Genomic DNA, 26,618 nt, shown 5'->3' on the forward strand with positions numbered 1-26,618 from the left:
TATCACGCATTCATGTAGGAGTCGAACAATTCAACTGTTTCTTCTTGTCGATTTTTCGATACTCGGATATAGATGTCCATGGTTGTCTTAGATGAAGAATGTCCTAATCTATCTTGCACGTCTTTTACTTGAGACCCTGCTTCAAAAAGCAATGTGGCATGGGTCTTTCTAAAGCCATGGACTTTGATTATTTTCATATCAGGGAACTTCCTAGCTACTTTACTCATTACATGATTAGGGTAGCCCTTATACAGGAAGTCCCTTTTTTTATTTGTTTTAATAGTGCTGATAACAGGTACATCATCCATATTATCGATTCTGATACCTCTAGAAAGATTCTTTTTTATGACGGTACGTTTCCACTTCTTAAGTATGGTCAAAGTCCCGTCGTCTATTGTGATTGTTCTCTTGGATGACTCTGTCTTTGTAGAATTGATACATAGAGAGCCATCAGATAGCTCTACTAGCGTTTTATTGAACTGCACAGTCTTTTTATCAAAGTCGATGTCTTTCCACGTCAGCCCCAGTATTTCCCCTTTTCTAGCACCTGTGTAAGCAGCTAGTCTAAAAAATGCTAGAGCACGATCATCTTCTAGCTCTTGCAAGCAATCAAAGAATTGTCGAAGCTCTTCTTTCGTGTAAAACTCCGTTTCGATCTCAGCAGAGTTATGATTAGACTTGGGTGTAATGGTACGTTCCATGGGATTGGTCTTGATCACGCCAATCAATATACCGTAGTTGAATACTTGTGAAGTGTAACTCTTTATTTTCTGGTAAGAATGATACTTCATTGACCACTCAGTTAGTATTTTTTGACATGTAGCAGGAGTGATAGCCTCTAACTTCATTTTTCCAAAAGAGGGAAGGATTTGGTTCGTGAAGTGATTCTTGATCCGTTGTTCTGTTGTGTTTCGAATATTTTTAACGTGTTGGCTCATCCATAGATCATATAACTCACTGAATGTCTTGATAGAGTGTTGACTTATTCCATTAGATTCGATTTCTATCTGGAATCGAGCTAAATCTAAAGAGGCTTCTTTTTTTGTTTTGAATCCTCTACGTGTCGTCCGTTTTTCTTTACCTGTCACTGGGTCTTTACCCATATACACTTTGTAAAGCCAAGCTGTGGTACCATCACTTTTTTTGTACTGTTGTATAGTTGCCATTAATAATTCCTCCTTGACGAAGCCACAAAAGCCCGCTGAGAGCTTGTTAGCTATAAAGGATTCACCTCCTTTCATTTCTTAGTAAAAATGATTTTTTTCAAGAGGAGTATATCTTTTAAAGTAAAAAAAGTAAATCTTGTTTTTGATTAATTCAGTAATTAATGTTGATTGTTGTTATTTTTTAATGTAAAATAAAAACGAAAAAGTGATTTTTCTGTTTTCCTAACATATTTTATTGACAAAAAATAATATTTTTAAAATGTTGATATAAAGCTATTGTTTTTTGTCAATAAAGAAAAAATGCCAAAAAATATTGAATAAGTTTTATCTAATTAAACTTGAGATATCGAAAAACACCTTGTAGAATTCTTGTGCAAAGGTGTTTTTTTATTGTCTAGATATCAAAAAATGAAGGAGTCGAGTGACGATGGAATTAAAAATAGAGTTTGATGATTTCATGCAAGATTTAGAACAGCTGATTGAAGAGATAGTGCAAAACGTGAATCATAATTCTTACACAAAGGAATATTTTAGCACTAAGGAAGTTCAAGAATACATGGGAGGAATATCAAAAGGAACACTTGCTAAGATGGTTAATCTAGGATTGAAGAAAATAGTCATAGACAGGATATGTTTATACAAAAAAGCAGACGTTGATGATTTTCTCGAGGAATATAGGAGATAGAGAATATAGTCACATAATAATCAGTATTTGTTTTATTACAAGAAAATAATATAAACAAATAAAAAAACATAAGGAGAGAACGTAGATGAATAAATTAGATTTTGAATTATACAGGGAATCAATTATAAAGAAGATAAATGAATTGTTCATTACTTATAGAAAGACTTACTTGATGCAATATGAATTGAATCAAGGAGACTGTAAGTATAGGGAAGTTAAACATTATTTAACAGATACAATTATTGACAAGCACTTAGCTAATCAGCTCACTGTAGGTATAAAGCTAGGAGCCGGAGGGTTAACTAAGTTCTTTACTTTTGATGTCGATATAAAAGATAACAAATATGAATGTCAAGATGTTACTCGCAAACTTGTTAATCTACTGATTGATCATTATGGAATCCCCAAAAATGATATACATGTTTCAACCAGTGGACAAAAAGGATATCATGTAGACTTGTATTTTACGGATGTCATTCCAGAATCTAAATTGATACCTTTTTATGAGGAGGTTTTACGTAACTTAAACGAAACACCTAGGAGAATAGAGCGTAGACCAACAACTGGTCAAGGTGTAAAACTACCTTTAGGGATGCATAAGGCAACAAATCAAATTTGTCATTATGTGGATAATCAGACATTTGAAGAATTGAGTATAGAATATTTTCTCAATATTCAACCCATGAATAGAGATGAATTTTGTCAAGATATTCTAAGTCAATGCTCAGTTACAAAAACTACTAAGAATAAACCTAAAATCAATGTAGAGTATCATCCCGATGGAATGTCCAAAGAAGAATTAAAAATAATATTTGAAGAGAACCATTTATTATGTGGTGGTACCCGAAATAATTTCACATTATACGGGGCAATGCTTCTTAAAGAGCAAGGTTATTCTGAACAAGATACATGTAAAAAAATATTTAGTGTATTAGAAAACACGTTATCATCAGAAAAAACATCTCAATATATACGAAGTGTTTCAAAGGATGATTTAAGAAAAGAAACAGCGCGGGTTATACAGACTGTTTATGATCGTGATTATAAATTAGCACGAAGCCCCCATAATACTAAAATAGACTTTTGTTATGAAGAGATTCAACTCCTTGTATCTATAGGGAATGTTGCGTTAATTAGATTAGCATTTGTTCTATTAGTACATGCAAAGAGGTACGCAAATGATGAAGGAATATTTTTTTGTACTTACGAGCAACTAAGTAAGCACGGAGTTGATAAAAATAGAGGACGTGTTTTGAAAAGACTCAAACAGTTAGCTTCCCTTGGTTTTCTAGTTATTATTAGCCAAGGTAAATATTCAGAGGTCACAAAGAAAAAATCCCCTAATTTGTATAGAATTAATAATGATTTTAGTGACAGGGATGGAAAAAAATACTTTGCTTGTGAAGGAATAGTAAGTTTGACAGAGATTGCTATGAATTTTTCTTTAACAGATGAGGAAATACGCATTTTACGTAAAGTGGATGCTAAGTATTTGGTGGAGTAACTCTATTTATGACAAGGTATAAAAAAGCATTTTTAATGCTTTTTTATTTTGCAAGCGTGACAGCATCCTAGAGCATCTTTAAGTTTCTAATTATAGTTTTTCTAGGAACATAATTAAAACCTTGTCAGGGGGACTATACGGGTCTTACATTTAATATCTATTACTAAGTAAAAAAGTTATTACGTTCGGACTCTTGCTTTTTGAGTAATTTCATATAATTAATTGTTCTCTCTCTATCATGGGGGCTGAGTGATCGATACAAGGTCAAAAAGTCTTCCTCCGCTTCAATCATCTCTTCATCTAAAAAATGGCTTACAGGAACCCCAAGTGCTTTTGAAAGAGCGGTTAGGCTTTCTAGATTAGGTTCTGTTACAGAATTTTCCCATCTTGCTACAGCTTGCTGTGTAGAGAAGATTTTTTCAGCTAGTTCTTTTTGTGTCCACCCTAGAGCTTTTCGTTTTTCTCTGATGATTTTTGCATATTGTTTCTGTTTCAATAATTACACCCCCTTTCTCAGTAGGGTACAACAACTTGTTGTATTTGTAATGATATATAAAGTTTTTATGTGTTTTATGAGTTGAAATACATCATATCGTTGTATATAATAAAAACAGGGAGTGAGGATATGAAAAAAACAAGTAATCTCAGCCGATACAGAGAAGAAAGAGGACTTTCTCAAACTGAGTTAGCAAGAAAGATGAACGTTACACAACAATGTATAAGTTCATGGCAAACAGGGAGAACAATTCCTAAACCCTATCAAATGAAAATGCTTTCTGAAATATTAAGTGTACCAATAAATGAGTTGTTTTCTGAGGTGTTTAATAAAGCAATGTAGTTTGGTAATAAGAAACTACACGATTTTAGGAGGGAAAAACATGTATTGTAGGAAGTGTGGTAAAGAAATAGCAGATGAAAGTAAGTATTGTCAGTTTTGCGGGTCATCACAAGAAAAAGTTGAGGTAACCGGAATAGAAATAGTAAAGAAAAGTACTGAGCAGACACTCAGTGAAATGAAGGAACAAATCATACATGGACAAGAGACAGGGAAGCTGTATTTGATTATTGGTTGGGTTTCTATGGTGGTATCGTTTGTATTCGTTCCTGTTGCGTTTGGTGCCGTAGCTGTTATTATGGGGTACTTATATCGAGATAAAGATGAAAAAATGGGTACGGTTTTGATGATAGCAGGGGTAGCTGGAGCAATCTTTGGTGTACTTTTAGGGATGTCAATGTACTGATAAGAGCAAATTATTTTGGAGATAGGAGATAGAAAGTTGAATAAAGTAAATATGAACAAGAAGTTTGTCATTATAAGTATCGTTGTCTTGGCTATTATAGGTGTCATTTTTTCAAGAATGACGGGTTCATCTGGACTAGAGAAGCCATCTGAACCATTGGTAACTCAGATTTTACAAGAACAGTATAACTTAAATCGGTCATGTGATGATGTGACGATCACTCATGATAATGGTGATAACACGTACCGGGCTAAAGCTACGTTAGACAATGGAAGTGCTATCAATATAAATATTGAGTATTATCCAAAGAAAGACCGTGTATATGTAGAGATACCATATACTGAGGTGTTAATGTTGAACTAAACCCCACCCCATTGTTATAGAACCGTGTTTCATATGGAACATTTAGGAAGACTAACTTTCTAGGGGTTCCTTTTTTTGTCTTTTGAAATCCGCTTAAGTGAATTGTATCTGAAATGAAACAATATATAATTGTGTAAATATTGATTTAAACATGTTTCTGTTGTTTCAGATAGTGATAAGTAAGATACAGTTTTTGGAACATTAACTAAATTTTATTTTACTATTTAGTGTATTTTTTAATAAATATTTCCTAATGGAAATATTTCAGATGTATCTGAAATGATAAAAGTTGAAAAATTAGTTAAAAGTAGTATTCACATATCATGGGTACTTCAATATTTATGGTTACAAGTAAGATTGTATTTTTTCTGGAAATGTGATATATAACATTTCCAGAAAAATGTCAATAGCATTTAGAGCGCATCATGGGCCGTCTAAGGAGTTTTGTTAAATTAAGTATTAAACTGTTTATTTAAGGTTAAAACGCCCTATAACGGATTTTAGAGTGTTTTTGTACCATGTTAATTTGTAGATAAGTATACTATGTGCTATAATATCCATGGAAAATAAAAAAACAATGAATCGGCAAATTCATTGTTAAGGTATTAGTACTATACGGGCATGCATAGGACTTAATAATTAATATCACATATGTAAGTATACTATCATATAAATAGGTAAATCAAAAGATAGAACTTAAGTTCGTAAATTATTTTTCTTATATAATATAGTACGTAATACCCTTTTATTTTCTTAATACTTGGCTAAAGCCAATATCAAGAAAAGGGGGATCACATGACAAAATTCATGGAAACATATTATTATAATTCATTACAAGACTCCAGTAGTTTAGCTACAAAAAAAGAGGTTATGAGTATACTGGGAACAGATAAAATATCTGACTTGATAAAAAATGAAATCGATTTTATAGATAATGAATGTAACGTTAGAGGATCAAAAGAAGTAATAGATTTATTTAAACTAATAAAGTTAAAAAAATCAGATGAAATAATTTCTTCTGAATATATTAAATTAATAGGTTTTGATGATAAAGATCAATTAATATTAGGAGTTACTAAAAAAGATAATCAAGAAGAAATTGCGTATACCGCTACAGGGATATATTCTTTCAGTACGACTTTCTTAAATCAATTATTTCGCTTAGATAAGTTTTATGGATATTGCTTACAAACTGGACAAATTTATCAATGGAGAAAACGAAGGTGAACACTACTTGAGGACTGTTACTTCTTCAAGTAGGTATAAAAACTATGACAACAATATTGTATTGTACATGTCTTTAAATGCTATACATCAATATTCAAAAGAAATGAATAATCCAGCGTATATTGATTATGCCAAAATAACAGACTCTAGTTTAGAGATGAGGGTCATGTTAACAAAAACAATTAATTTAGGTAAAAATTATGAAGTAGAAATTGGTATACAGGTCTCTAATAGTGAGATACGGGAGAAATCTATATTTTTTGAACTAATTTATACTATTAAAGATAAAAGTAGGGTTAAAGCAACTGCAATTGGTAATAGAATATTAGATGCTACACATGGTATGAGGATCGAAACAATAAGTAGTAGATTGACCAGGTTTGAAGATTTGGATAAATCATCAAAAGAATTTGTTAAAGGTATTGATATAGCTAGGCTTAATAATAAGTTAGATGAACATCAACTACGCGTAATTTTTGATAAGTTATCTAGAGGTAGGAAGAATGGTTTAAGTAGCTATGCAAAAAGTGAAATGTATAAGATTGCAGAAGAAACAGCAAAGAATACGCATTCGTTATTAGAAGTGTTCAATAAACTAGAGAATATTGAAACATCAATTGATGAGAAAAAATATCTACAGATGAAATTTACAGATTTTTTAGTTAATGGATTTAAATAATTGCTAGATAACTTAGTTGCCCGTAAGTAAAATAGCAAATATAAAAGTGATGATAAAATTTAATTTTATCATCACTTTTTGTTTCTCAGCGGGCTTGTTTTGACTCCGTGTCTGACTCCGTCGTATTGATTTTAAATGATATTCGATGACCAATTAATAGGTCGTTTTTGAAATTTTTGTCTCTATATGACTCAGTTTGATAATAATTGCTAGATCAATTTGGGTCTACATCGAACAAGGGAAGATTGCGAAAGTAGAAGTGTAATGCAGTGATGCGAAAGGATCCAACGAATGAAATTTCTATTTTTATAACATAAAAAAAATGAGATTGGCTAAAAGAACGAGTGGCAAATTAGATCCTCGATTTGGATAGGGTTTGTAACTTGTTCTTTTTGTTTAAAGGAACTATTGGCAATGAGCAAGGTGTATTTTCTTTTTATTCTGTTCTACGTTACAGTTAACTTAATGGGAATATTGCTTAAAAATAAAATAAAAACAAAGAGATCATCGCTAGTCATAAAGAAAAAATTAATTTGAATTCTCGTTCATTTGTCGGCTGTATTGCTGATTGTGTGAATAAATTATTAGGCAATTGGTAAGCGACTATCGTTTTGGCAGCGTGTGCGACAGCATGTGGAGTTTCGGCTGGAATTGGATGTTTTGCTTGTGCAGGTATTTTAGCAGGCTATGGCGTTGGTTGGTGTTGGGAAAAATGTTAATTTTAGGAGTTAACCATGGTTAAAATTTTAAAAAAGAAGAGCAGTAAAATTTTTGCAATAACAATGGCTTTGCTCATACTAATGAAAATTCTCAAAGGAAGTAATATACCATTTTGGGGATTTATATTTTGGGGGATTCTTTTAGTTGGTTTCGTTGCAGGGGCACTTGTTGCAGAAAAAGAATAAAAATATTTGATAACGTGGTGATTATTCATAATAACAGGAACAACATGTACCGTGCTAAAGCTATGTTGGATATGCGAGTGCCGTCAAGGTAAATATTGAATATTATCAAAAAAGATCCTGTATATTTAGAAATATTATATACTGTTGTATAGTTGTTATAAGTTAATAGAGATCATAATTGCTTTATAGCATGACCATGTTTCATATGGAACATGTAATAATCACGAAATTACTCTTTATTACATAAACTACCTATAGTACTATAAGTATAATAAATAGCGGTGTATTACTTCGGTTTGCACCTAAAAAAGTCGGATGCTTCCGACTTTTTCTTAAACTTGTTAAACGCGAATAGGAACTTCCAAACTCTATTCCACCATCATCTGATGAGGAGAATCCTGGAAGTTTCTTTTTTTATGGAAAATAAAGAAATAGTTGTTATACTAAATAATGTTGACCTAAAAGGAAGTAGTAGGTGTATGATTTATTTTATGGATCACCAATTTTAGAAAGGAGGGATAGTTTGTTCAAGACTTATTTTCGATTTAACAAAATTCAGGACAACCCTTTTCGCATCATGAATCTGATGCTACTTATTTTTATCGTCTTATGGTTAGGCTACATAAATCATAACTTTTTGATCTCAAGTTTTTCTTCTTTAGGAATCTTTACTTTTTTCTACTATCAAAATATACCGATGAATAATTTGTTGAAACGGATGTTTCTCATTGGTTGTGGCCTCTTAGTGGCTTTTGTACTAGGAATTTTATCGACATATGTGTTATGGTTAGAACCTTTTGCTGTGGCATTGGTCGCTTTTTCCAGTCGGTTTATCTTAAGGGTGTTCCATATTTCTAAACCAGGAGGCTTATTTTTTGCGATGCTTTCTGCGATGGGCACGAGTATGCAGTTGCCACTGGTCCAGCTACCCATTATTTCTGTTTATTTTTTTATGGGAGTGGTTTTTGCATTGATTGCTGCAGTGATCACGAAATTGCTTGATTCACGTCCAGAACAAATCATCGAACAGGTATCTTTGAAAAAAAGATTTCAAGAAGAACCGCTAGTGATTATTGACTCTGTTTTTTATAGCGCCGCCTTATTCTTGTCTGTTTATGTTAGCCATGGTTTGAATTTGCATAATCCATACTGGTTGACTCTTTCTTGTGCATCGATTCTTTTAGCAGAAAACTTAGAGGCAATGAAACATCGCCAAGTTCAGTATTTGATTGGTTCAATGGGTGGTTTGTGTGTTTCAGCAGTTTTATCCTTTATCCCGTTCACTCAATTGCAAACGATCTTTTTAATTACTCTTCTGTATGGTATCGCTCAATTTTTGGTTGCTAGAAATTATGCTGTGGCTAATATCTTTCTTAACCCAATGGCGCTAATGCTGTCTACACTCATTCGTGGGGCTTATTTGATTTCTTTGATCGAATACCGCTTTTTAGGAATTGTCATAGGAAGTTTCATCGGTCTAGGTGTTGCTTGGATAATGAATGTTGGATTGCAGCATTATCTAAACGTTGTGCGAAAAAAATTAGATATAGAAAAATAAATAGGTAAAAGGTAAGAATACTTAAATAAAAAGCACCCCTCAGAGTCAGAAAAAAATCTAATTCTGGGGGGCACTTTATTTTTTATTTCGTTTATAAGTAAGCGTACAAAGTTAAAATTTTTAGAAAATTCATGTTTAGGGGCTTAACAGGACTTTGGGAAGTCGTATTAAAGTGGCAATAGGAAACTCTTCTGTTAAAGTCATCCAGCTGCCACCTTTAGATGATCCCACATTTATCCAACTTTTCATTGTACTACTCCCATCTCTAAATCGACTAGCTAAAATCGTTGCTTCTACAATTATTCATGTGATTATTTTTTCATAAATCCCTCCTTTATCCTGGGGCGTTACACAACTGTTGTAACCGTTGATGTTATTTTGCTCAATGGATATTTATGATTTTTGAATAAAATTATAATGTAGAGATTTTAGTCATTTATCAAAAGCTTTTAAGAAATTTGTTCGTTTTGTATTACCTTAGATTTTGTTTTAAGAAAAACCGAATGCTTTGTTGAAAAATCTTCTTAATTTGAAGACGGGAAATGTGGATTTCTCCATTTAAAAAAATAAGGATTAGCCTTTGATTTCCATCGTTAAATTTTTCCCATCTCCTGTAATTTTACTGTTGGAAAGATTGCAACTCTATTCATTTTGCGTTAAAGTAAAAAGAGATTTCGTGAAACAATTATCTGTTTCACAATGAAAGGATTAATTATGACTCCAGAAGAATTTCGTCAAGCATTGGCAGATAAAGGGATTCATTTATCTGACCAACAAATGAAGCAATTTGAGCAATATTATCAGTTACTGATTGAGTGGAATGAAAAAATGAATTTAACAGCGATCACAGAAAAAAATGAAGTTTATTTGAAGCATTTCTATGATTCATTGACGTTAGCTTTCGATGTTGATTTTTCAAGTGCTCTTTCACTTTGTGATGTCGGTTCTGGTGCAGGATTTCCTAGTATTCCCTTAAAAATTGCGTTTCCTAACTTACAGATCACAATTGTTGATTCTTTAAATAAACGAATCAATTTTTTAACTGAATTAACCAAAAAAATCGGCATCACAGCTGCTCTTTATCATGATCGAGCGGAAAGTTTTGGTCAAAATCCTCAATTTCGTGCTTCTTTTGATTTTGTGACAGCACGTGCGGTAGCAAGATTAAATGTTTTAACGGAGCTATGTTTGCCTTTAGTGAAACAAGAAGGCTATTTTTATGCGTTGAAAGCGGCGAAAAGTGAAGAGGAATTGACTGAAGCAAAACATGCGATCGCTATTTTAGGAGGCAAATTTGTAAAAGAATATGCGATAGAATTACCTAAAATTTCCGATAAACGTCATATCCTCGTGATACAAAAAAAGAAGGTAACCCCTAAAAAATACCCTAGAAAACCTGGTATGCCAAATAAGCAACCAATTAAGTAGGAGGAGAAGAGATGGCACAAATAATATCTGTTGCAAATCAAAAAGGCGGTGTCGGTAAAACAACCACCACCGTAAACCTAGGTGCTTGCTTAGCTAGTCTTGGTAAAAGAGTTTTATTAGTAGATATGGATGCACAAGGTAATGCGACAAGTGGCGTCGGTATTCGAAAACCAGATGTTACCCAAGACATTTATGATGTGTTAGTCAATGAATTACCAATTGCAAAAGCAACCCTTGTCACGGAACATGAAAATTTAAGCATTGTGCCTGCCACTCTTCAATTAGCAGGAGCAGAAATTGAATTAACATCTATGATGGCAAGAGAATCTCGTTTAAAAAGTTCATTGGCTGAAGTGAATGAGCAATATGATTATATTTTGATTGATTGTCCACCTTCTCTTGGGCATTTAACCATTAATTCATTTACAGCTAGTGATTCTATTTTGATTCCTGTACAATGTGAATACTATGCGTTAGAAGGGTTGAGTCAACTATTAAATACGGTTCGTTTAGTTCAAAAACATTTCAACCCAGAGTTGGAAATTGAAGGTGTTTTACTCACCATGTATGATGCTCGAACTAATTTAGGTAATGAAGTGGTAGAGGAAGTACGTAAATATTTCCGTGAAAAAGTTTATGAAACGATTATTCCAAGAAATATTCGTCTTTCAGAAGCTCCAAGTCATGGCATGCCGATCATCGATTATGATCCACGTTCTAGAGGAGCTGAAGTCTACCAAGCATTGGCAAAGGAAGTGGTTAGCCGTGAAGAAAAGTAAAGGATTAGGTCGAGGAATTGATGCGTTATTTCAGGATCTAGAGAACTTAGAGACTATGGATGTAAAAGATGAAACAGTGGTTCAATTACCACTCAATGAATTACGTCCTAACCCTTATCAACCACGTAAGACATTTGAAGAAATCTCGTTACAAGAATTAGCAAATTCAATTGAACAATCGGGTGTGTTTCAACCAATCATCGTTCGCCGCTCTGCCGTAAAAGGCTATGAGATTATAGCTGGTGAACGTCGTTTTCGCGCTTCGAAGTTAGCAGAAAAAGCAACAATCCCTGCTATTGTTCGTGATTTTGATGAAGAAGCAATGATGCAAGTGGCTGTTTTAGAAAATCTGCAACGAGAAGATTTAAATCCACTTGAAGAAGCAGAAGCCTATGATATGTTGATGAAAAATCTTCAATTAACACAGGCAGAAGTGGCTAAACGTTTAGGGAAAAGTCGTCCATATATTGCTAATTATTTACGTTTATTAACTTTACCTGAACTTGTGAAAGAAATGGTTCAAGATCAACGACTATCCATGGGACAGGCTCGTACACTCTTAGGCTTAAAAAACAAAAGCATGATTCTTAAATTAGCAAACCGAGCTGTTACTGAAAACTTAACTGTTCGCCAATTAGAACAAATCGTTTCGCAATTAAACCAAAATGACGGAAAAGAAAAGAAAAAAATTCCCCGCTTGGCAAAAGAAAAGCCTTATTATCTACGTGAAAGCGAAGATCGTTTGATGGATAAATTTGGTACAAATGTAGCCATTCAAGAAAAAGACGGCAAAGGAAAAATCGAAATCGAATACCTTTCACAAAACGATTTGACAAGAATCCTTGATATCCTTAATATTCAATTTGATGAAGAGTAAGAGATCATAACAAAGTTGCTTAATTCTGACTAGTAAAGAAACGGCAGAGAAAATATTTTTTTGGGTTTTGACTTACTACCAAAGATTTGGCTTTGAAATGCCGTGGGTCAGGTCACGAAAGTAAGATCAACTCCGAGCAATTAAAAAATGATTTTCTAAATTAGCTCTTCATATTTTAAATCGATGTCTTAGGATGAAAGCACTACTTTGTAGAGACCGTTATTGAAAAAAGAATAGGCTTGAATCATGAATTGCCATTGCGAATAAGAAAGTGCCTTTTTCTCTTGTAGAATTAGTGGGAATAATGAAAATGAGCTGAAGAATCCATTCAAAAGAGCAATGACTAAAAGGAGAGGACTTTTATGTACGATTTACACGATATTATTGAAATGAAAAAGCCACACGCTTGTCAGACAAACCGTTGGGAAATTATTCGTATGGGTGCTGATATCAAAATCAAATGTATTAATTGTGGGCATATCGTCATGATGACTCGCCGAGAATTTGAAAAAAAATTAAAAAAAGTACTTGAAAAAAATGCAGAGAAAGAGTGAATAAACTTATGGCATTAACTGCTGGAATCGTTGGATTACCTAATGTAGGGAAATCTACTTTATTTAACGCAATTACGAAAGCTGGAGCAGAAGCAGCAAACTATCCTTTTGCAACAATTGACCCCAATGTAGGAATGGTTGAAGTACCGGATTGGCGTTTACAACGTTTAACAGAACTTGTTCATCCTAAAAAAACGGTACCGACAACATTTGAATTTACGGATATTGCTGGGATTGTTAAAGGAGCAAGTAAAGGCGAGGGATTAGGAAATCAATTTCTAAGTCATATCCGCCAAGTAGATGCGATCTGCCATGTTGTTCGTTGTTTTGATGACGACAATATCACACACGTAGAAGGACGTGTTGATCCACTAGCAGATATTGATACGATCAACTTAGAACTTGTTTTAGCTGACTTAGAATCAATCAATAAACGCTATACACGTGTGGCCAAAATAGCTAAAACAAAAGACAAAGATGCGGTTGCTGAATTAGCGGTATTGGATAAAATCAAACCAGTTTTAGAAGAAGGCCGTTCAGCTCGTTCAATTGACTTCACGGATGAAGAACAAAAAATTGTTAAATCATTATTTTTATTAACCACTAAACCAATCTTATATGTGGCAAACGTTGCAGAAGATGAAGTGGCAGAAAGTGACACAAATCATTATGTACAAGAAGTTCGTAATTTTGCTGCTGAAGAACATGCACAAGTAATTGTAGTTAGTGCACGTGCAGAAGAAGAAATTGCTGAATTAGATGAAGAAGACAAGGCTGAATTTTTAGAAGCATTAGGTATTGAAGAATCAGGTTTAGATCAACTTATTCGTGCAGCTTACGATCTTTTAGGTTTAGCGACTTATTTTACCGCAGGCGAACAAGAAGTTCGTGCGTGGACCTTTAAAAAAGGGATCAAAGCTCCCCAAGCAGCTGGCATCATTCATTCTGATTTTGAACGTGGCTTTATTCGTGCAGAAACTGTTTCTTTTGAAGATTTGGATCATTATGGAAATATGCATGCCGCAAAAGAAGCAGGGCGCGTTCGTTTAGAAGGAAAAGACTATGTAGTCCAAGATGGCGATGTTATGTTATTCCGTTTTAATGTATAAAGGGCTATCAAACTGTACGTGTTATATGTTAGAATGTCTTTTGTGACAACCGTTAAAGTGACGGCTAAGGAGGACTATTTAGATCATGGAATCAGAACAATTACGTGAGATCGTAAAAGAAAACAATAGTTTAGAAGAAAAATTAACAAAAAGAAACCAACAATATATTTTTGACTTAAAAAAATCTTTAGAAGCAGCTAATTTATCCGAAGAGGAAAAAGTAAAAGCCCTTCATGATATTCTTCCAACGTTAGTGTCTGAACAAAAAGGTGGAAAAACAGCAAGACAATTATTTGGAACTGTTTCTGAACGAACAGAAGCCATCATCAACAAACCGGCCGAAGCCAAAGTGAATGCGAAACCAGTGTTGATGTGGTTAGACAATGCTTTGCTTTTATTGGGATTACTAAGTATTATGATAGCAATTACTGGATTGTTTTCACGTGGAACAGTGCCAGCTTATGGGATATCCACCCTTGTCTTTGGTTCAGCTGTCGGTGGTTGGATATTTTATCTTATGTATAAATACATTTATCAATATGAATATCCAGGTGCGGATCGTAGCAAAAAGCCAGGGATGGGTAAAACATTGCTTATTTTAGGTGGAACAACCTTGATTTGGGTACTTTCATTTTCTGCAACGACCTTGCTTCCTCCTGTAATGAATCCATTATTAGATCCAATAATTATTGTCGTTATCGGAGCAGCAGCCTTGGCATTACGTTATTACTTGAAGAAAAAATATGGAATCTTAGGTAGTTTGTCGGTTCCAAGAAGATAAAACATTTAAAATCAAATCAAACATTGTAAATATGAGGTATCGTTTTTAAAACAGATTTTCTTTTAAAAACGATGCCTTATTTTTTGTATTATAGACAAAATATAAAAAGAGAGCATGGATGAAAACGCTTATAATAAGGATATTCTTAGAAACCAAAAGGATTCTAGGAAGATTGTTGACTTAATAAGAAAAATCGATTATTTTAATAGATAAACTAAAACAGAGGAGTGGTACTAAAAATGTCCAACTGGGAAACAAAGTTCACGAAAAAAGGGTTTACTTTCGATGATGTCTTATTGATACCAGCAGAAAGTCACGTGTTACCAAACGAAGTGGATATGAGTGTACAATTAGCAAAAAATATTAAGTTGAATATCCCGATTATCAGTGCAAGCATGGATACTGTTACTGATAGTAAGATGGCTATTGCAATGGCCAGACAAGGTGGATTAGGTGTTATCCATAAAAATATGACCATTAGTCAGCAAGCAGATGAAGTGCGTAAAGTAAAACGATCTGAAAGTGGTGTAATTATTGATCCGTTCTTCTTAACTCCGCAACATTTAGTAGCAGATGCAGAAGAATTAATGAGCAAATACCGCATCAGTGGTGTACCAATCGTTGAAACTTTAGAAAACCGCAAACTTGTTGGTATTATTACGAACCGTGATATGCGTTTTGTTACGGACTACCATATTGAAATTAATGATGTGATGACAAAAGAAAACTTAGTAACAGCCCCAGTCGGTACTTCTCTAAAAGATGCAGAAAAAATATTACAAAAACACAAAATTGAAAAATTGCCAATCGTTGACAGCAAAGGCTGCTTGAGTGGATTGATCACCATTAAAGACATTGAAAAAGTAATTGAATTTCCTAATGCAGCGAAAGATGAACATGGTCGTTTATTAGTAGCAGCAGCTGTCGGTGTCACAAGTGATACATTTGAACGTGCCGAAGCATTACTAGCTGCAGGCGTAGATGCAATCGTCATTGACACCGCTCATGGACATAGTGCGGGTGTGGTTCGCAAGATCCAAGAAATTCGTTCCACTTTTAAAGAGGCAACATTGATTGCTGGAAATGTCGCTACCGCAGAAGCAACAAAAGCTTTATATGATGCAGGCGTTGACGTAGTAAAAGTCGGAATTGGTCCGGGTTCCATTTGTACAACTCGTGTCGTAGCTGGTGTGGGTGTACCGCAATTAACAGCGATTTATGATGCGGCATCTGTTGCTAGACAATATGGAAAAGCAATCATTGCTGATGGCGGAATTAAGTATTCTGGTGATATCGTAAAAGCACTTGCAGCAGGCGGACATGCAGTTATGTTAGGAAGTATGTTAGCAGGTACAGACGAATCTCCAGGTGAATTTGAAATTTTCCAAGGACGTCGCTTTAAAACTTATCGTGGTATGGGTTCACTTGGCGCAATGGAAAAAGGGTCAAGTGACCGTTATTTCCAAGGGAGTGTCAATGAAGCTAATAAATTAGTACCAGAAGGAATTGAAGGTCGTGTTGCTTACAAAGGTAGCGTAGCAGATATCATTTTCCAAATGATTGGTGGTTTAAAATCAGGCATGGGATATGTCGGTGCTGCCAACTTGAAGAGCTTAAGAGATGACGCACAATTTATTCAAATGAGTGGCAGTGGATTAAAAGAATCTCACCCACATGATGTGCAAATTACTAAAGAAGCACCAAACTATTCGGTAGAATCATAAGAAGTATAACGGTCATGGTAGTAGTTGTTTTTAGCAAATAATTAGCTACAGTTCACTAGATATGTGCTTCATTTTCTATCAATTCATACAAAAAGCCGATAATCATGAAAACTTTCGTGATTGTCGGCTTTTTTATGAATATTAAAGTAATGATTTGATGTTATCCAGTCATATGGATTTTTTTGTTGATTTTTGTATTGTTGAACTGTGGTGTTTTTGCTGTATCCCTAAACAAAGAGTAACTACAAATCCACAAGCAAAACCACTATTATATAAATTTAGACCACCATGCAGTTGAAAAGCTAGAGGAGCGAATAAGGCTAAGAGTATACCTGAAAAAAATCCTAATAGCTGTCCTTTTTGTTTAGTTAAAGGAGAAAGTCCAATACTAAACAATACCAATGAAACGATTTCTTGACTATTGATCAAGTTTTCTGGGGATAAAATCTGAATAACTAATACCCCTAAGAAGGGTGGGAATAAGTCCTTTAAAGTGATACCAGAAAAACAAAAGCCAATGACAGTTAGTAATGAACCAAAAACAAAACCATTAAAAGGCGCATCAATCGTGATCAAATAACCAGAATAAAAAAGTGCGATAATGGCAACTTGGTAACAATTAATAAAGGATGGTTGATGATAAGCAGATTTAGAATCAATGGAACGGTAAAATAAAAAAATAACCATTAAGACAAGTAAGGATAATAAAAAGAATACCTAATAAATTTTAAATATATGTTGAAATTCCAGGTAGGTGACTGTATTTTTTTCAGGAAATACATAAAAAAGTGAGAGAAAACCGTAAATAGCCATGGCTAATATCCCAGCTGCAAACCCACCATTAAATAAGTTCAGACCTTGATGGATACCCCGTACATGAATGGAGATGAGAGGAAAGATTAACCCTAAAAAAATACCAATCAAACTTCCTATAAAAACACCTAAAAAGGATGGGAATCCTAGACCAAAAGCGATAAAACTAACAACAGGTGCAACCACACTTGAGAAAATTGCTGAATTGATTGTTTGAGGGCAACTTTTCTTAACGAGCTTTGTGTAAAGATAATTACCTAGGATAAGCGGTAATGTATTAAAAAGATTCTTTCCAAAAAAAGAGAAACCAGCAATAGTAAAAATAGTGGCAATAAATGAAAAATCTAAACTTATTTTTCTTCTAAAAATAAGTAGGAGATAAAGAGAGGTGACCAAAAAACTATTGAGAAATGCGGAGCCAATCCCACCAATGTATGCATAGTCTGTGATAAGTAAACTGGAACTTGTCATTATATTAAAAAGACCTGTAAGTAATTGCCTGGGCGAGCTAAGTGTGACGGCAAATGCTAGAAGTAATAGGCAATGAAAAAAAAGAAAAAGCATAATTTCTATGTGAGGATGTGTTTGTTCTTTTGATAATTGCATCGCTTTGTTCATCATAGCTGTCTAAACCTCCAATAATATAGTAAGTAAATATAAGTAAATTTTAAAGGTTAGAGCAGTCCTAAGGTCAAATTGAAAATTTGTTGTTGACCTTAGGATTGCTCTAACCTTTATGATGAAAGAGTAGAAATTAAGTTTTGGAGGAATAACATGGAAAAATGGCATTATTTATCAGTTGAAGAAACAAGGACGAAATTAGGAGGAGCGATCATAACTAGCGCTTCAAGAGCAGACAAACAAAAAAAATATGGCAAAAATAAATTAACCGAAACTGAAAAAGTGCCTGAATGGAAAAAATTTCTTTCATACTTTCATGATCCGTTAATGTATGTACTGACTGGGGCTTCCATTTTAAAATTCTTTACAGGTAGTTTTGTGGAAGGTCTCATTGTTTTACTAGTCGTTGTATTAAATGCAGCAATTGGCTATTATCAAGAGCGCAAAGCGAATGATTCTTTAAATAGCATTTCACAATTGCTTAGTGCAAAAGCAACAGTGGAGTCAGAAAAAGGTAGAGTAACGATCGATACAGAAGAATTAGTAGTTGGAGATCTAGTCTATCTAAAACCAGGAGACATTATACCAGCAGATTTACGATTAGTTTCAACCAATAACCTTAAAATTGATGAAGCGATTTTAACAGGAGAAGCTGAACCAATTGAAAAAAGTATTGACTCATTGCCAGAAGATACAAACTTAGCAGATCGGATAAATATGGCTTATTCTGGAACAATGGTTCAATCAGGAACGGGTCAAGGTATTGTTATTGCTATTGGAAAAGAAACTGAAATTGGTAAAATTAATGATTCATTAGCGACAATTGAAGTGAAAGAAACACCTTTATTAACAAAGGTGAATGAAATGAATCATTCGATCTTTAAAGGCATTGGTTTTTTTATCGTCGTACTAGGGCTTATTAGCTTTTTTGGCTACGGAATGAGTATTACCTATGTACTGTCGGCTATTATTGCATTGATTGTGTCTTCGATTCCAGAAGGACTACCGTCGATTTTGACCATCATTTTATCAAGTGGTGTAAATAACATGTCAAAACAAAAAGCAATCGTTAAAACATTGCCAACTGTTGAGACACTTGGCTCAATGACAGTCATTTGTTCAGACAAAACAGGTACATTGACGAAAAATGACATGACATTAACCAATATTTATCAAGATAATCAACTCATTGCAGTAACAGAAGAAGAGAGTACTGAGAATCAATCCATCATGGCAGAAATTATGCAAAACTGTCAAGAGACACAAAGTTTTAAAGAAGTTCATTGCCCTGTAACAGGAAATGCCACAGAATTAGCATTATTAAAATGGACAAACAAAAACCAAGTAAAACGTTTAGAAACAATAGAAGTTTTACCGTTCGATTCGAAATATAAATACATGGCAACAAGTCATGAATACAACGGAAAAAAACGTATTTTTATTAAAGGAGCTCCAGACATATTGTTTTCAAAAGCAAAATCAGAAAACGTATCGGGAGAAATCCAACCGTTTATGCAACTGAACTGGGAACAAATAAATACAAAATTAGCTTCTGAGGGGCAAAGAGTTCTTGCATTTGCTTATAAAGATGTCACCTTAGAGACGAAATTAACTCACGAAATCGTGGAAGATATCGTTATGGCTGGTTTAGCGGGTATTATTGATCCACCAAAAGAGTCTGCAATTCAAGCAGTAGCGGAATGTAAAAACGCTGGCGTTCGTGTGGTGATGATTACAGGAGATCACCCTACTACAGCTAAAGCAATCGCTCAAAAATTAGGATTGAAAAATTCTGATGCTGCGATTACAGGTGATGAATTAAATCATTTATCTGAGGACGAATGGCGAGAAGTGGTTAAAAACACAGATGTATTTGCACGAACAACCCCAGCTCATAAATTGTCAATCGTTTCTTATCTTCAAGAACAAGGTGAAATTGTGGGAATGACAGGTGACGGAGTGAACGATGCACCTGCATTGAAAAAAGCAGACGTCGGAATTGCTATGGGAATCAAAGGAAGCGATGTAAGTAAACAAGCGGCAGACATGATCCTTGTCGATGATAACTTTGTGACGATTGCAGGAGCGATCAAAGAAGGACGCCGAATTTTTGATAATTTAAAGAAAACAATTTTATTTTATCTACCAACCTGTTTAGCACAAGGATTACTATTAATTGTTTCATTGATGGCAAATCTGCCATTGCCTTTAACAACCGTACAAATTCTATGGTTAAACCTTGTGGCTTCTATTACACTATCTTATGCACTAGGGTTTGAACCGGCTAATAAAAATATCATGCGCAGAAAACCACGCGATATGAATGAAAAAATCATCTCTAAATATACGTTATTTAGAATCATCTATGTTGGTGCTTTGATTACTGGTTTTGGCTTTTTGACAATGAATCTTTTTTCTGATGAAACCATTCGACAAACTGTTTTGATTAATGCGATTGTATTTGGTCAGGCATTCTATATGCTTAATTGCCGAGAGATGACAGATGCTGCTTTTACAAATAAATTAACGGAAAATAAAGCGTTAATTTGGTCGTTAATTATTATGGGCGTATTGCAGTTAATGATGGTCTACCTATATCCATTGCAACAGATTGTACAAACAAGAGCATTAACAATTGGACAATTGGGTATTAGTTTATTGCCTGCGTTGGTACTTTTCGTTGTTGTAGAAATCGAAAAGATGATTACAAGAAAAAGTTTAAAAATATAATATTAAAAATATAGTGTTAAAGAAAAACGATCTCTGAAAAATGATCGTTTTTCTTTATAAAACAACAGACTTTTTCCAAAAATTGAAATAAAGGGGAGGGATTATATTGTAAAGAAGGATAAAAGTGAAGGATACCCTATTTTAGAAAAAAACGATGATTAAATTGTATACTAAAAGGCAAACAATTCTATTTTTAAATCAAAATGTTAAATCACTTAAGTTATTTATTTGTGATAAAATATTGCTAAAATAAAGCGTTATCTCATTATTTTAAAAGTTATAAGGAGCTTATAGATGGTGAAAAGAGTAGTTATAACAGGCAGTGGAACAATTTCATCTTCGGGGAGAGATGTAGAAGAACTGTGGATGAATGTGAGTAATGGTATTTCTGGAATAAAAAAAATAGAAGCAGAGGGATTTGGTAGCTTAGAAACAAGGATTGGTGGAGTGATTGATCATTATGCGATTGAACAGTACCTTGATCGAAAAGAACGAAAAAAAACCGATCGTTTCACTCATTTTGCCTTAATAAGTTCAATGCAAGCGCTCTTAGAAGCAAGTTTTGATCCTGATGACTTTGATTTGGAAAAATGTGGCGTCATTATAGGTACAGGAATCGGTGGTGTTCGCTCTTTAATTGAAAATCAGAACATTATTGAAACAAAAGGAAATCATCGCGTTTCTCCTTTAGTAGTTCCTAAAACCATCGGGAACATAGCGGCCGGTTTCGTATCAATTAAGACAGGGTTTAAAGGTATAACGATGTGTCCTGTTTCAGCTTGTGCCTCAGGTAATCAAGCGATAGGAGAAGCATTTCTCAAAATTAAGTTTGGTTTAAGCGAAGCGATGCTTGCAGGTGGAACAGAAGCTTCTATTACACCCATTGCTTATGCTGGATACAACCAAATAAAGGCTTTATCTATAAGAAATGATCAACCTCATTTAGCTTCAAGACCTTTTGATATCAATAGAGATGGTTTTGTGATGTCAGAGGGTGCGGGGGTAGTTTTTTTAGAAGAATTTGAACATGCAAAGTCGCGTGGAGCTAAAATTTTAGGTGAAATTATTGGATATGGAATGACAACAGATGCTTACCATATGACAACACCGCATTCAGATGGTGCTAGTCGTGCTATGCAAAAAGCACTTGCAATGGGAAAAATCGAAGCAAATGAAATTGATTATTTAAATGCCCATGCAACAGGAACTAAAGTTGGCGACATTAGTGAAAGTAATGCAATTAAAAAAGTTTTTGGAAAATATGCGGACCAATTATTAATTAGCTCTACCAAATCTTCAACTGGTCATTTATTAGGCGCAGCTGGAGGAATTGAAGCAGTGATTAGTTTAAAAGCGATGGCTCACAATATTTTACCACCAACGATTAATTTAACAGAAGTCGATGAAGCATGTGATCTGAATTATATCCCCCATCAAAAAATTTATCATCAAACAGATATCGTTCTTTCCAATGGCTTTGGTTTCGGGGGGCATAACACGTCTATTATTATAAGAAAAGTGTAAAAATAGACGAATTACCAGAGAAATAAAATGATGATTGATCACTATTTTATTGTAGACGTAGGAGAGATGATTATTTGAATGTCGTGGATAAGGTTATAGAAGCAGCATGTCGCTCTGAGCAAATTAAGAAATGATTTTCAAAAATAGTTTCTCATATTTTGTAAAAACAGAATTAGTGTTGAGGAGTTTGCTATTGGAAAACTGTGAAAAAAGCGTTGTGACTGGATCAAGTAGATACTTTGCTCTATCGAATGATTTCATTCTCGTGTATTAAAACATTAACTAATAAATAAACTGCAACAAGTAACCGCAGACGCAATAAACCGAAGAATCCAAAATAGTTTTTCCTATTTTATGGATTCTTCGGTTTATTTTAGTAAATGTTTTATTTAGGAAATTGAGCCACTTACTTGATTACTTTTAAATTACCCATATACGGAACAAGTACTTCTGGAATAGTCACAGAACCATCTTCATTTTGGTAATTTTCAAGTATTGCCGCAACTGTTCGACCAACAGCTAAGCCAGAGCCATTTAAAGTATGTGCATAATGAATTTCTCCATCTTCGTCACGATAGCGAATCATTGCGCGGCGTGCTTGGAAGTCTTCACAGTTGGAACATGAACTAATTTCACGATACGTTTCTTGCGCCGGAATCCATACTTCTAAATCGTATGTTTTAGCAGCAGAGAATCCCATATCGCCAGTAGATAAAGCGACCACTCGATAAGGTAAATGCAATTTTTTAAGAATATTTTCTGCATCAGCAGTCATTTTTTCTAATTCATCATAAGAATGTTCAGCATCAGAAAATTTAACCATTTCCACTTTGTTAAATTGATGTAGACGAATCAATCCACGGGTATCACGACCAGCACTCCCTGCCTCAGAACGAAAAGCTGGACTAAGAGCAGTAAAATAAATCGGTAAATCTTGCCCATCTAGGATTTCATCATTGTAGTAATTTGTTAATGGGACTTCTGCTGTTGGAATTAATGTTAAGTCAGTATTTTCTAACTGGAATACATCTTCTTTAAATTTAGGGAATTGTCCAGTACCAAACATAGCACGACTATTTACAATGTAAGGAGTGATCATTTCCGTGTAGCCATGCTCGTAAATATGTTGATCCAACATAAAGTTATAAACCGCACGTTCTAAACGAGCGCCTAACCCTTTATAGTATACAAAACGGCTTCCAGAAACTTTAGCACCTCTTTCAAAATCTAAAATACCAAGATTTTCGGCAATTTCCCAGTGTGGTTTAGGTTCAAATGAAAAATTTCGTGGTTCATTCCAACGACGAACTTCAACATTGTCGTCCTCATCTTTTCCGACAGGTACTGAATCATCTGGTAAGTTTGGTAGAGTAGTTGCTATTTGGGTTAATTTTTCGTCTACTTGCGCTACTTCTTCATCCAATGCTTTGATGTTTCCGCCAACTTCTTTCATTTCATTGATTTTAGCTGTTGCATCCTTATTATTACGTTTTAACAGAGCAATTTCTGCGGAACCCTCATTACGGTATTTTTTTAGTTCTTCACTTTTAGCAAGTAAGTTTCGACGGCTTTCATCTAATTCCATAAATTCAGCTAATGTTTCTTTTTTTACACCACGAGTCATTAATTTTTCTTGTACCAGATTAAAATTTTGACGCATCATTTTTACATCTAACATTATTCTTCCTCCTTAAATAAATATAATAAAAAAGACCAATCCATCCCTATAGCATCTTGGGACGAATTGATCTAGCATTCGCGGTACCACCCGAGTTCAACATATAAATATGTTGCTCTTGTTAACAAATAACGGTTGTTTTACCGACCTTTCTTATTTCGAAAGGCACACGTGAAAGAACTGGAACTTCCAAATTATTTTTTACTGATTTTCACCATCCATCAGCTCTCTAGAAAAAAATAAAATGTACTGGGTTCAGTGCGATAGTTTAGTATAAATGTTTACAATAAGAATATCGGATATTTTAGTTTTCGTCAATATGCTCAGGGATTTCTATGTTTTTTTTATTTCGCTTGATCGGTAGGTGCATAATGAAGGAAGTCCAATTTTTATCCGATTTGGCATAAATATATCCTCCATGTAAAGCGACGATACTTTGAGCAATTGCTAGCCCTAATCCAGTTCCACCAGTTTCTTGCGAGCGAGATTCTTCCACTCGATAAAATCGATCAAAGAGATTATCAATTGCTTCACGTGGGATCATGGCGCCATTATTTTTAACAGTTGCGACAACTTCTGAGCCAATTTTTTCGACTTCGATCACAATTTTTGTTGCGCCTTTTCCATATTTTAAGGCGTTTGTTAGTAAATTATTGAAAACACGTACTAGTTTTTCAGTATCCCCGTCCATCGTTAAAGATTCTATTTGCGAAGATACGATTATTTGAATATGTTTTTTTGATGCTTCCAGTTCAAAATCAGCCGCAAGTTGTTCGATCAATTGGATAAGATCGAAAGCTGAAAAATTTACGGGGACAGCAGGTTGTCTAACTTTTGTATATTCAAAAAGATCATCTACCAAAGATTTCATTTGTTTGGCTTTGATATAAGCTGTATGCGTATATTTCAAAAGATCCTCTTCGGTTTGGTACTGCCCATCCTCTATTAATCCTAAATAACCAATAATAGAAGTTAAAGGGGTACGAATGTCGTGACTGACATTTGTAATCAATTCATCTTTTGACTTTTCAATTTTCCTTTCATCTTCAATCGCAGCAACTGTACTATCCACTAAGCCATTGATGCTACTTACTACACGGCTAAGATCGCCTGTTAATTCAAAAGGGATACGGTGGTCATAGTTTCCATTGGCTATATAATGTAGTTCACTAATAATATGACGCAACTGCATTTGACGATAACGACGAATCAAACGCCAATATAACACCCCCACGTCTAAGAGAAAGAAGAGAGGAATAAGAAAGTTACGGCCATTCCAAAATAAATCACTATTTAGCCGTTCAGCAAAAATATTTTTTGAATCCCAAATGGCATTAGTCAAAGAAGGGGAGCTACTAATGACAGAACTAAGGACAACCAAAATAGCGACATTTAATAGAAGAAGTAAGATAATCGTAATGATTCCTTCTGCTAATAATTCACTGATTTCTTTAGAAGTAAGATTGATCCGTCGACGTTTCTCTGTCCCTCTTGTTTTATCTTGCATCAATTTTATAGCCCACTCCCCAAACGGTTTGAATGACTTTTTCTCCACCAGTTGCTTCTTCAATTTTATCTCTTAAATGACTCACATGAACCATTACGGTTTTTGCGGAAACAATACTTTCTTGTTTCCATACACGTTCAAATATCTCATCAGCGCTGAATACACGGTTTGGATGACTAGCTAATAGGTAAAGAATGCCAAATTCTAACGCAGTCAATTGAATTTCTTTACCATCAATTGTTTTGACTTCATGGGAATCTTTATTAATAATCAAAGAGTTTACTTCTAATATATCTGGTTGATCAGGTGTAATTTGCATCTTTGTACGGCGAAGTAAAGATTTTACTCGTGCCATGACTTCTAAAGGATTGAACGGTTTTGTAACGTAGTCGTCAGCTCCAGCCACGAGTCCTTTGATTTTATCCATATCAGTTGTTTTTGCCGTAAGCATAATAATCGGAATTTGTGATTCTTTCCGCAGTTCTTTTACTACTTGCATGCCATCCATTTCCGGCATCATAATATCTAAAATCAATAATTCAATATCAGGAATTGTGCGAATCTTTGATAAGGCCTCTTTCCCATCATAAGCCTTTACCGCTTCATAGCCTTCGTTGTGAACATAAATACTTAGTAATTCTACGATTTCTTTATCATCATCAGCAATTAATATTTTCATTGATTGTTCCTCCAGAGTTAGAATGATACTGTTACTACCCATTTTAGCAAAAAAAAACATAAATAGATAAAAGCAACACTTTGTTAAGGAAAATTTTAGAAGGTTCGAGAAGAACAACTCAGTGCTGTGACGAAAAAACTGAACGATAAATGATTTTAAAGGTTATTTTTAGTGAAAAAAGCTTTAAAAACGAACAATAAAATGTCTGGAAAGTTTAATGGTCGAAAGTACTAGAAATGTTGGTAAAATAGCTTTTTCTTGTTGACTTTCTATTTTGATGTTGGTATATTATTATTTGTTCGAAAGAGCAAAGAACGTTTGTTAAAAATAGTTGAAATAAACTATTGACAGGCAGTTCCCATCATGATAATATAACTTAGTCGTGAAAAATCAACTACTTACGAAGCTTGATTTCATCAAGAAAAACTTCAGAAAAATCGTTGACAAATAACAAGCGATAAGTTATGATAGGTGAGTTGCTGAAAT

At 34.2% G+C, this 26,618-nt stretch carries 26 protein-coding genes and 1 other annotated feature; of the genes, 19 read left to right on the forward strand and 7 right to left on the reverse strand.

The genetic code is table 11. The annotated features are described in order from the left end of the window. Positions 1–2: 2 nt before the first annotated feature. On the reverse strand, positions 3–1,166 hold the full coding sequence (locus tag EVI01_RS06100) for a site-specific integrase (protein WP_010750878.1): 1,164 nt from the start codon (positions 1,164–1,166) through the stop codon (positions 3–5). A 427-nt stretch (positions 1,167–1,593) separates the two neighbouring features. Here EVI01_RS06100 and EVI01_RS06105 point away from each other — a divergent pair, with 427 nt between their 5' ends. Next, positions 1,594–1,851, forward strand: coding sequence for a helix-turn-helix domain-containing protein (locus EVI01_RS06105; protein WP_010750879.1), 258 nt, complete (start codon positions 1,594–1,596; stop codon positions 1,849–1,851). 85 nt (positions 1,852–1,936) lie between these two features. After that, positions 1,937–3,355: a TOTE conflict system archaeo-eukaryotic primase domain-containing protein gene (locus tag EVI01_RS06110; RefSeq protein ID WP_010750880.1), complete on the forward strand. Its 1,419-nt coding sequence runs from the start codon at positions 1,937–1,939 to the stop codon at positions 3,353–3,355. 163 nt (positions 3,356–3,518) lie between these two features. Here EVI01_RS06110 and EVI01_RS06115 read toward each other — a convergent pair whose 3' ends face one another. Beyond that, positions 3,519–3,851: a helix-turn-helix domain-containing protein gene (locus EVI01_RS06115; protein ID WP_010750881.1), complete on the reverse strand. Its 333-nt coding sequence runs from the start codon at positions 3,849–3,851 to the stop codon at positions 3,519–3,521. A gap of 129 nt (positions 3,852–3,980) precedes the next feature. Here EVI01_RS06115 and EVI01_RS06120 point away from each other — a divergent pair, with 129 nt between their 5' ends. The 15 genes from EVI01_RS06120 to guaB all read left to right on the forward strand — a co-directional run bounded on the left by EVI01_RS06120 (position 3,981) and on the right by guaB (position 16,580). Beyond that, a complete protein-coding gene (locus EVI01_RS06120) occupies positions 3,981–4,193 on the forward strand; it encodes a helix-turn-helix transcriptional regulator (RefSeq protein WP_002376334.1) in 213 nt (70 codons plus the stop codon). A gap of 40 nt (positions 4,194–4,233) precedes the next feature. Further along, complete coding sequence (locus EVI01_RS06125) at positions 4,234–4,596, forward strand: zinc-ribbon domain-containing protein (protein WP_010750882.1); 363 nt, start codon at positions 4,234–4,236, stop codon at positions 4,594–4,596. A gap of 36 nt (positions 4,597–4,632) precedes the next feature. After that, positions 4,633–4,959 (forward strand): hypothetical protein, encoded by a 327-nt coding sequence (locus EVI01_RS06130; protein ID WP_010750883.1) that lies wholly within the window; start codon positions 4,633–4,635, stop codon positions 4,957–4,959. Between the two features lie 795 nt (positions 4,960–5,754). Then, positions 5,755–6,186: a hypothetical protein gene (locus EVI01_RS14040; protein ID WP_010750884.1), complete on the forward strand. Its 432-nt coding sequence runs from the start codon at positions 5,755–5,757 to the stop codon at positions 6,184–6,186. Further along, on the forward strand, positions 6,134–6,865 hold the full coding sequence (locus tag EVI01_RS06135) for a hypothetical protein (protein WP_010750885.1): 732 nt from the start codon (positions 6,134–6,136) through the stop codon (positions 6,863–6,865). The genes EVI01_RS14040 and EVI01_RS06135 overlap by 53 nt, the downstream gene beginning before the upstream one ends. Positions 6,866–7,599: 734 nt before the next feature. Then, positions 7,600–7,770, forward strand: a complete 171-nt coding sequence (locus EVI01_RS13635; protein ID WP_010750886.1) for a hypothetical protein — start codon at positions 7,600–7,602, stop codon at positions 7,768–7,770. Between the two features lie 523 nt (positions 7,771–8,293). Next, entirely contained in the window at positions 8,294–9,328 is a 1,035-nt protein-coding gene (locus tag EVI01_RS06140) for an FUSC family protein (protein ID WP_025480634.1), read from the forward strand. Positions 9,329–9,500: 172 nt separating this feature from the next. Next, positions 9,501–9,653, forward strand: coding sequence for a hypothetical protein (locus tag EVI01_RS13640; protein WP_155853992.1), 153 nt, complete (start codon positions 9,501–9,503; stop codon positions 9,651–9,653). A gap of 389 nt (positions 9,654–10,042) precedes the next feature. Beyond that, positions 10,043–10,756 carry a 16S rRNA (guanine(527)-N(7))-methyltransferase RsmG gene (gene rsmG / locus EVI01_RS06145; protein ID WP_010750888.1) on the forward strand — a complete coding sequence of 238 codons (714 nt, stop codon included), beginning with the start codon at positions 10,043–10,045 and terminating at the stop codon, positions 10,754–10,756. 11 nt (positions 10,757–10,767) lie between these two features. Continuing rightward, a complete protein-coding gene (locus EVI01_RS06150; RefSeq protein WP_010750889.1) occupies positions 10,768–11,535 on the forward strand; it encodes a ParA family protein in 768 nt (255 codons plus the stop codon). After that, complete coding sequence (locus EVI01_RS06155; RefSeq protein ID WP_010750890.1) at positions 11,522–12,412, forward strand: ParB/RepB/Spo0J family partition protein; 891 nt, start codon at positions 11,522–11,524, stop codon at positions 12,410–12,412. The genes EVI01_RS06150 and EVI01_RS06155 overlap by 14 nt, the downstream gene beginning before the upstream one ends. Positions 12,413–12,774: 362 nt before the next feature. Then, positions 12,775–12,966 (forward strand): DUF951 domain-containing protein, encoded by a 192-nt coding sequence (locus tag EVI01_RS06160; protein WP_010750891.1) that lies wholly within the window; start codon positions 12,775–12,777, stop codon positions 12,964–12,966. A gap of 8 nt (positions 12,967–12,974) precedes the next feature. Further along, complete coding sequence (ychF, locus tag EVI01_RS06165; RefSeq protein ID WP_010750892.1) at positions 12,975–14,075, forward strand: redox-regulated ATPase YchF; 1,101 nt, start codon at positions 12,975–12,977, stop codon at positions 14,073–14,075. Positions 14,076–14,160: 85 nt separating this feature from the next. After that, positions 14,161–14,856, forward strand: coding sequence for a DUF1129 domain-containing protein (locus EVI01_RS06170; RefSeq protein ID WP_010750893.1), 696 nt, complete (start codon positions 14,161–14,163; stop codon positions 14,854–14,856). Between the two features lie 239 nt (positions 14,857–15,095). Then, the gene (gene guaB / locus EVI01_RS06175) at positions 15,096–16,580 is read left to right on the forward strand and encodes an IMP dehydrogenase (RefSeq protein WP_010750894.1); all 1,485 of its coding nucleotides are present in this window, start codon (positions 15,096–15,098) and stop codon (positions 16,578–16,580) included. Positions 16,581–16,748: 168 nt separating this feature from the next. Here the strand turns inward: guaB and EVI01_RS06180 are convergent, their stop codons facing one another. Then, positions 16,749–17,267: a DUF1576 domain-containing protein gene (locus EVI01_RS06180; protein WP_010750895.1), complete on the reverse strand. Its 519-nt coding sequence runs from the start codon at positions 17,265–17,267 to the stop codon at positions 16,749–16,751. Between the two features lie 30 nt (positions 17,268–17,297). Then, positions 17,298–17,999 carry a DUF1576 domain-containing protein gene (locus EVI01_RS06185; protein WP_167321070.1) on the reverse strand — a complete coding sequence of 234 codons (702 nt, stop codon included), beginning with the start codon at positions 17,997–17,999 and terminating at the stop codon, positions 17,298–17,300. A 168-nt stretch (positions 18,000–18,167) separates the two neighbouring features. Between EVI01_RS06185 and EVI01_RS06190 the strand changes: the two genes are divergently transcribed. Both EVI01_RS06190 and fabF read left to right on the forward strand, forming a co-directional pair. Beyond that, complete coding sequence (locus EVI01_RS06190) at positions 18,168–20,744, forward strand: HAD-IC family P-type ATPase (protein WP_010750897.1); 2,577 nt, start codon at positions 18,168–18,170, stop codon at positions 20,742–20,744. Positions 20,745–21,038: 294 nt separating this feature from the next. Continuing rightward, the gene (fabF, locus tag EVI01_RS06195; protein WP_010750898.1) at positions 21,039–22,268 is read left to right on the forward strand and encodes a beta-ketoacyl-ACP synthase II; all 1,230 of its coding nucleotides are present in this window, start codon (positions 21,039–21,041) and stop codon (positions 22,266–22,268) included. A 406-nt stretch (positions 22,269–22,674) separates the two neighbouring features. Here fabF and serS read toward each other — a convergent pair whose 3' ends face one another. The 3 genes from serS to croR form a co-directional block, all read right to left on the reverse strand. Then, positions 22,675–23,946, reverse strand: a complete 1,272-nt coding sequence (serS, locus tag EVI01_RS06200) for a serine--tRNA ligase (protein WP_010750899.1) — start codon at positions 23,944–23,946, stop codon at positions 22,675–22,677. Positions 23,947–24,000: 54 nt separating this feature from the next. Continuing rightward, positions 24,001–24,220, reverse strand: a binding site (T-box leader). Positions 24,221–24,250: 30 nt separating this feature from the next. Then, on the reverse strand, positions 24,251–25,456 hold the full coding sequence (locus EVI01_RS06205) for a sensor histidine kinase (RefSeq protein ID WP_010750900.1): 1,206 nt from the start codon (positions 25,454–25,456) through the stop codon (positions 24,251–24,253). Further along, positions 25,443–26,132 (reverse strand): response regulator transcription factor CroR, encoded by a 690-nt coding sequence (croR, locus tag EVI01_RS06210; RefSeq protein ID WP_010736768.1) that lies wholly within the window; start codon positions 26,130–26,132, stop codon positions 25,443–25,445. The genes EVI01_RS06205 and croR overlap by 14 nt, the downstream gene beginning before the upstream one ends. Positions 26,133–26,618 lie beyond the last annotated feature (486 nt).

Source organism: Enterococcus villorum, from assembly GCF_007990225.1.
Classification (GTDB): Bacteria; Bacillota; Bacilli; order Lactobacillales; family Enterococcaceae; genus Enterococcus_B; species Enterococcus_B villorum.

Excerpts from the sequence above, each read along its gene's own strand:
- EVI01_RS06100 (WP_010750878.1), bottom strand. The coding sequence starts at position 1,166 with ATGGCAACTATACAACAGTACAAAAAAAGTGATGGTACCACAGCTTGG.
- EVI01_RS06105 (WP_010750879.1), top strand. The coding sequence starts at position 1,594 with ATGGAATTAAAAATAGAGTTTGATGATTTCATGCAAGATTTAGAACAG.
- EVI01_RS06110 (WP_010750880.1), top strand. The coding sequence starts at position 1,937 with ATGAATAAATTAGATTTTGAATTATACAGGGAATCAATTATAAAGAAG.
- EVI01_RS06120 (WP_002376334.1), top strand. The coding sequence starts at position 3,981 with ATGAAAAAAACAAGTAATCTCAGCCGATACAGAGAAGAAAGAGGACTT.
- EVI01_RS06125 (WP_010750882.1), top strand. The coding sequence starts at position 4,234 with ATGTATTGTAGGAAGTGTGGTAAAGAAATAGCAGATGAAAGTAAGTAT.
- EVI01_RS14040 (WP_010750884.1), top strand. The coding sequence starts at position 5,755 with ATGACAAAATTCATGGAAACATATTATTATAATTCATTACAAGACTCC.
- EVI01_RS06135 (WP_010750885.1), top strand. The coding sequence starts at position 6,134 with ATGGATATTGCTTACAAACTGGACAAATTTATCAATGGAGAAAACGAA.
- EVI01_RS13635 (WP_010750886.1), top strand. The coding sequence starts at position 7,600 with ATGGTTAAAATTTTAAAAAAGAAGAGCAGTAAAATTTTTGCAATAACA.
- rsmG (WP_010750888.1), top strand. The coding sequence starts at position 10,043 with ATGACTCCAGAAGAATTTCGTCAAGCATTGGCAGATAAAGGGATTCAT.
- EVI01_RS06150 (WP_010750889.1), top strand. The coding sequence starts at position 10,768 with ATGGCACAAATAATATCTGTTGCAAATCAAAAAGGCGGTGTCGGTAAA.
- EVI01_RS06160 (WP_010750891.1), top strand. The coding sequence starts at position 12,775 with ATGTACGATTTACACGATATTATTGAAATGAAAAAGCCACACGCTTGT.
- ychF (WP_010750892.1), top strand. The coding sequence starts at position 12,975 with ATGGCATTAACTGCTGGAATCGTTGGATTACCTAATGTAGGGAAATCT.
- EVI01_RS06170 (WP_010750893.1), top strand. The coding sequence starts at position 14,161 with ATGGAATCAGAACAATTACGTGAGATCGTAAAAGAAAACAATAGTTTA.
- guaB (WP_010750894.1), top strand. The coding sequence starts at position 15,096 with ATGTCCAACTGGGAAACAAAGTTCACGAAAAAAGGGTTTACTTTCGAT.
- EVI01_RS06180 (WP_010750895.1), bottom strand. The coding sequence starts at position 17,267 with ATGGTTATTTTTTTATTTTACCGTTCCATTGATTCTAAATCTGCTTAT.
- EVI01_RS06185 (WP_167321070.1), bottom strand. The coding sequence starts at position 17,999 with ATGCAATTATCAAAAGAACAAACACATCCTCACATAGAAATTATGCTT.
- EVI01_RS06190 (WP_010750897.1), top strand. The coding sequence starts at position 18,168 with ATGGAAAAATGGCATTATTTATCAGTTGAAGAAACAAGGACGAAATTA.
- fabF (WP_010750898.1), top strand. The coding sequence starts at position 21,039 with ATGGTGAAAAGAGTAGTTATAACAGGCAGTGGAACAATTTCATCTTCG.
- serS (WP_010750899.1), bottom strand. The coding sequence starts at position 23,946 with ATGTTAGATGTAAAAATGATGCGTCAAAATTTTAATCTGGTACAAGAA.
- croR (WP_010736768.1), bottom strand. The coding sequence starts at position 26,132 with ATGAAAATATTAATTGCTGATGATGATAAAGAAATCGTAGAATTACTA.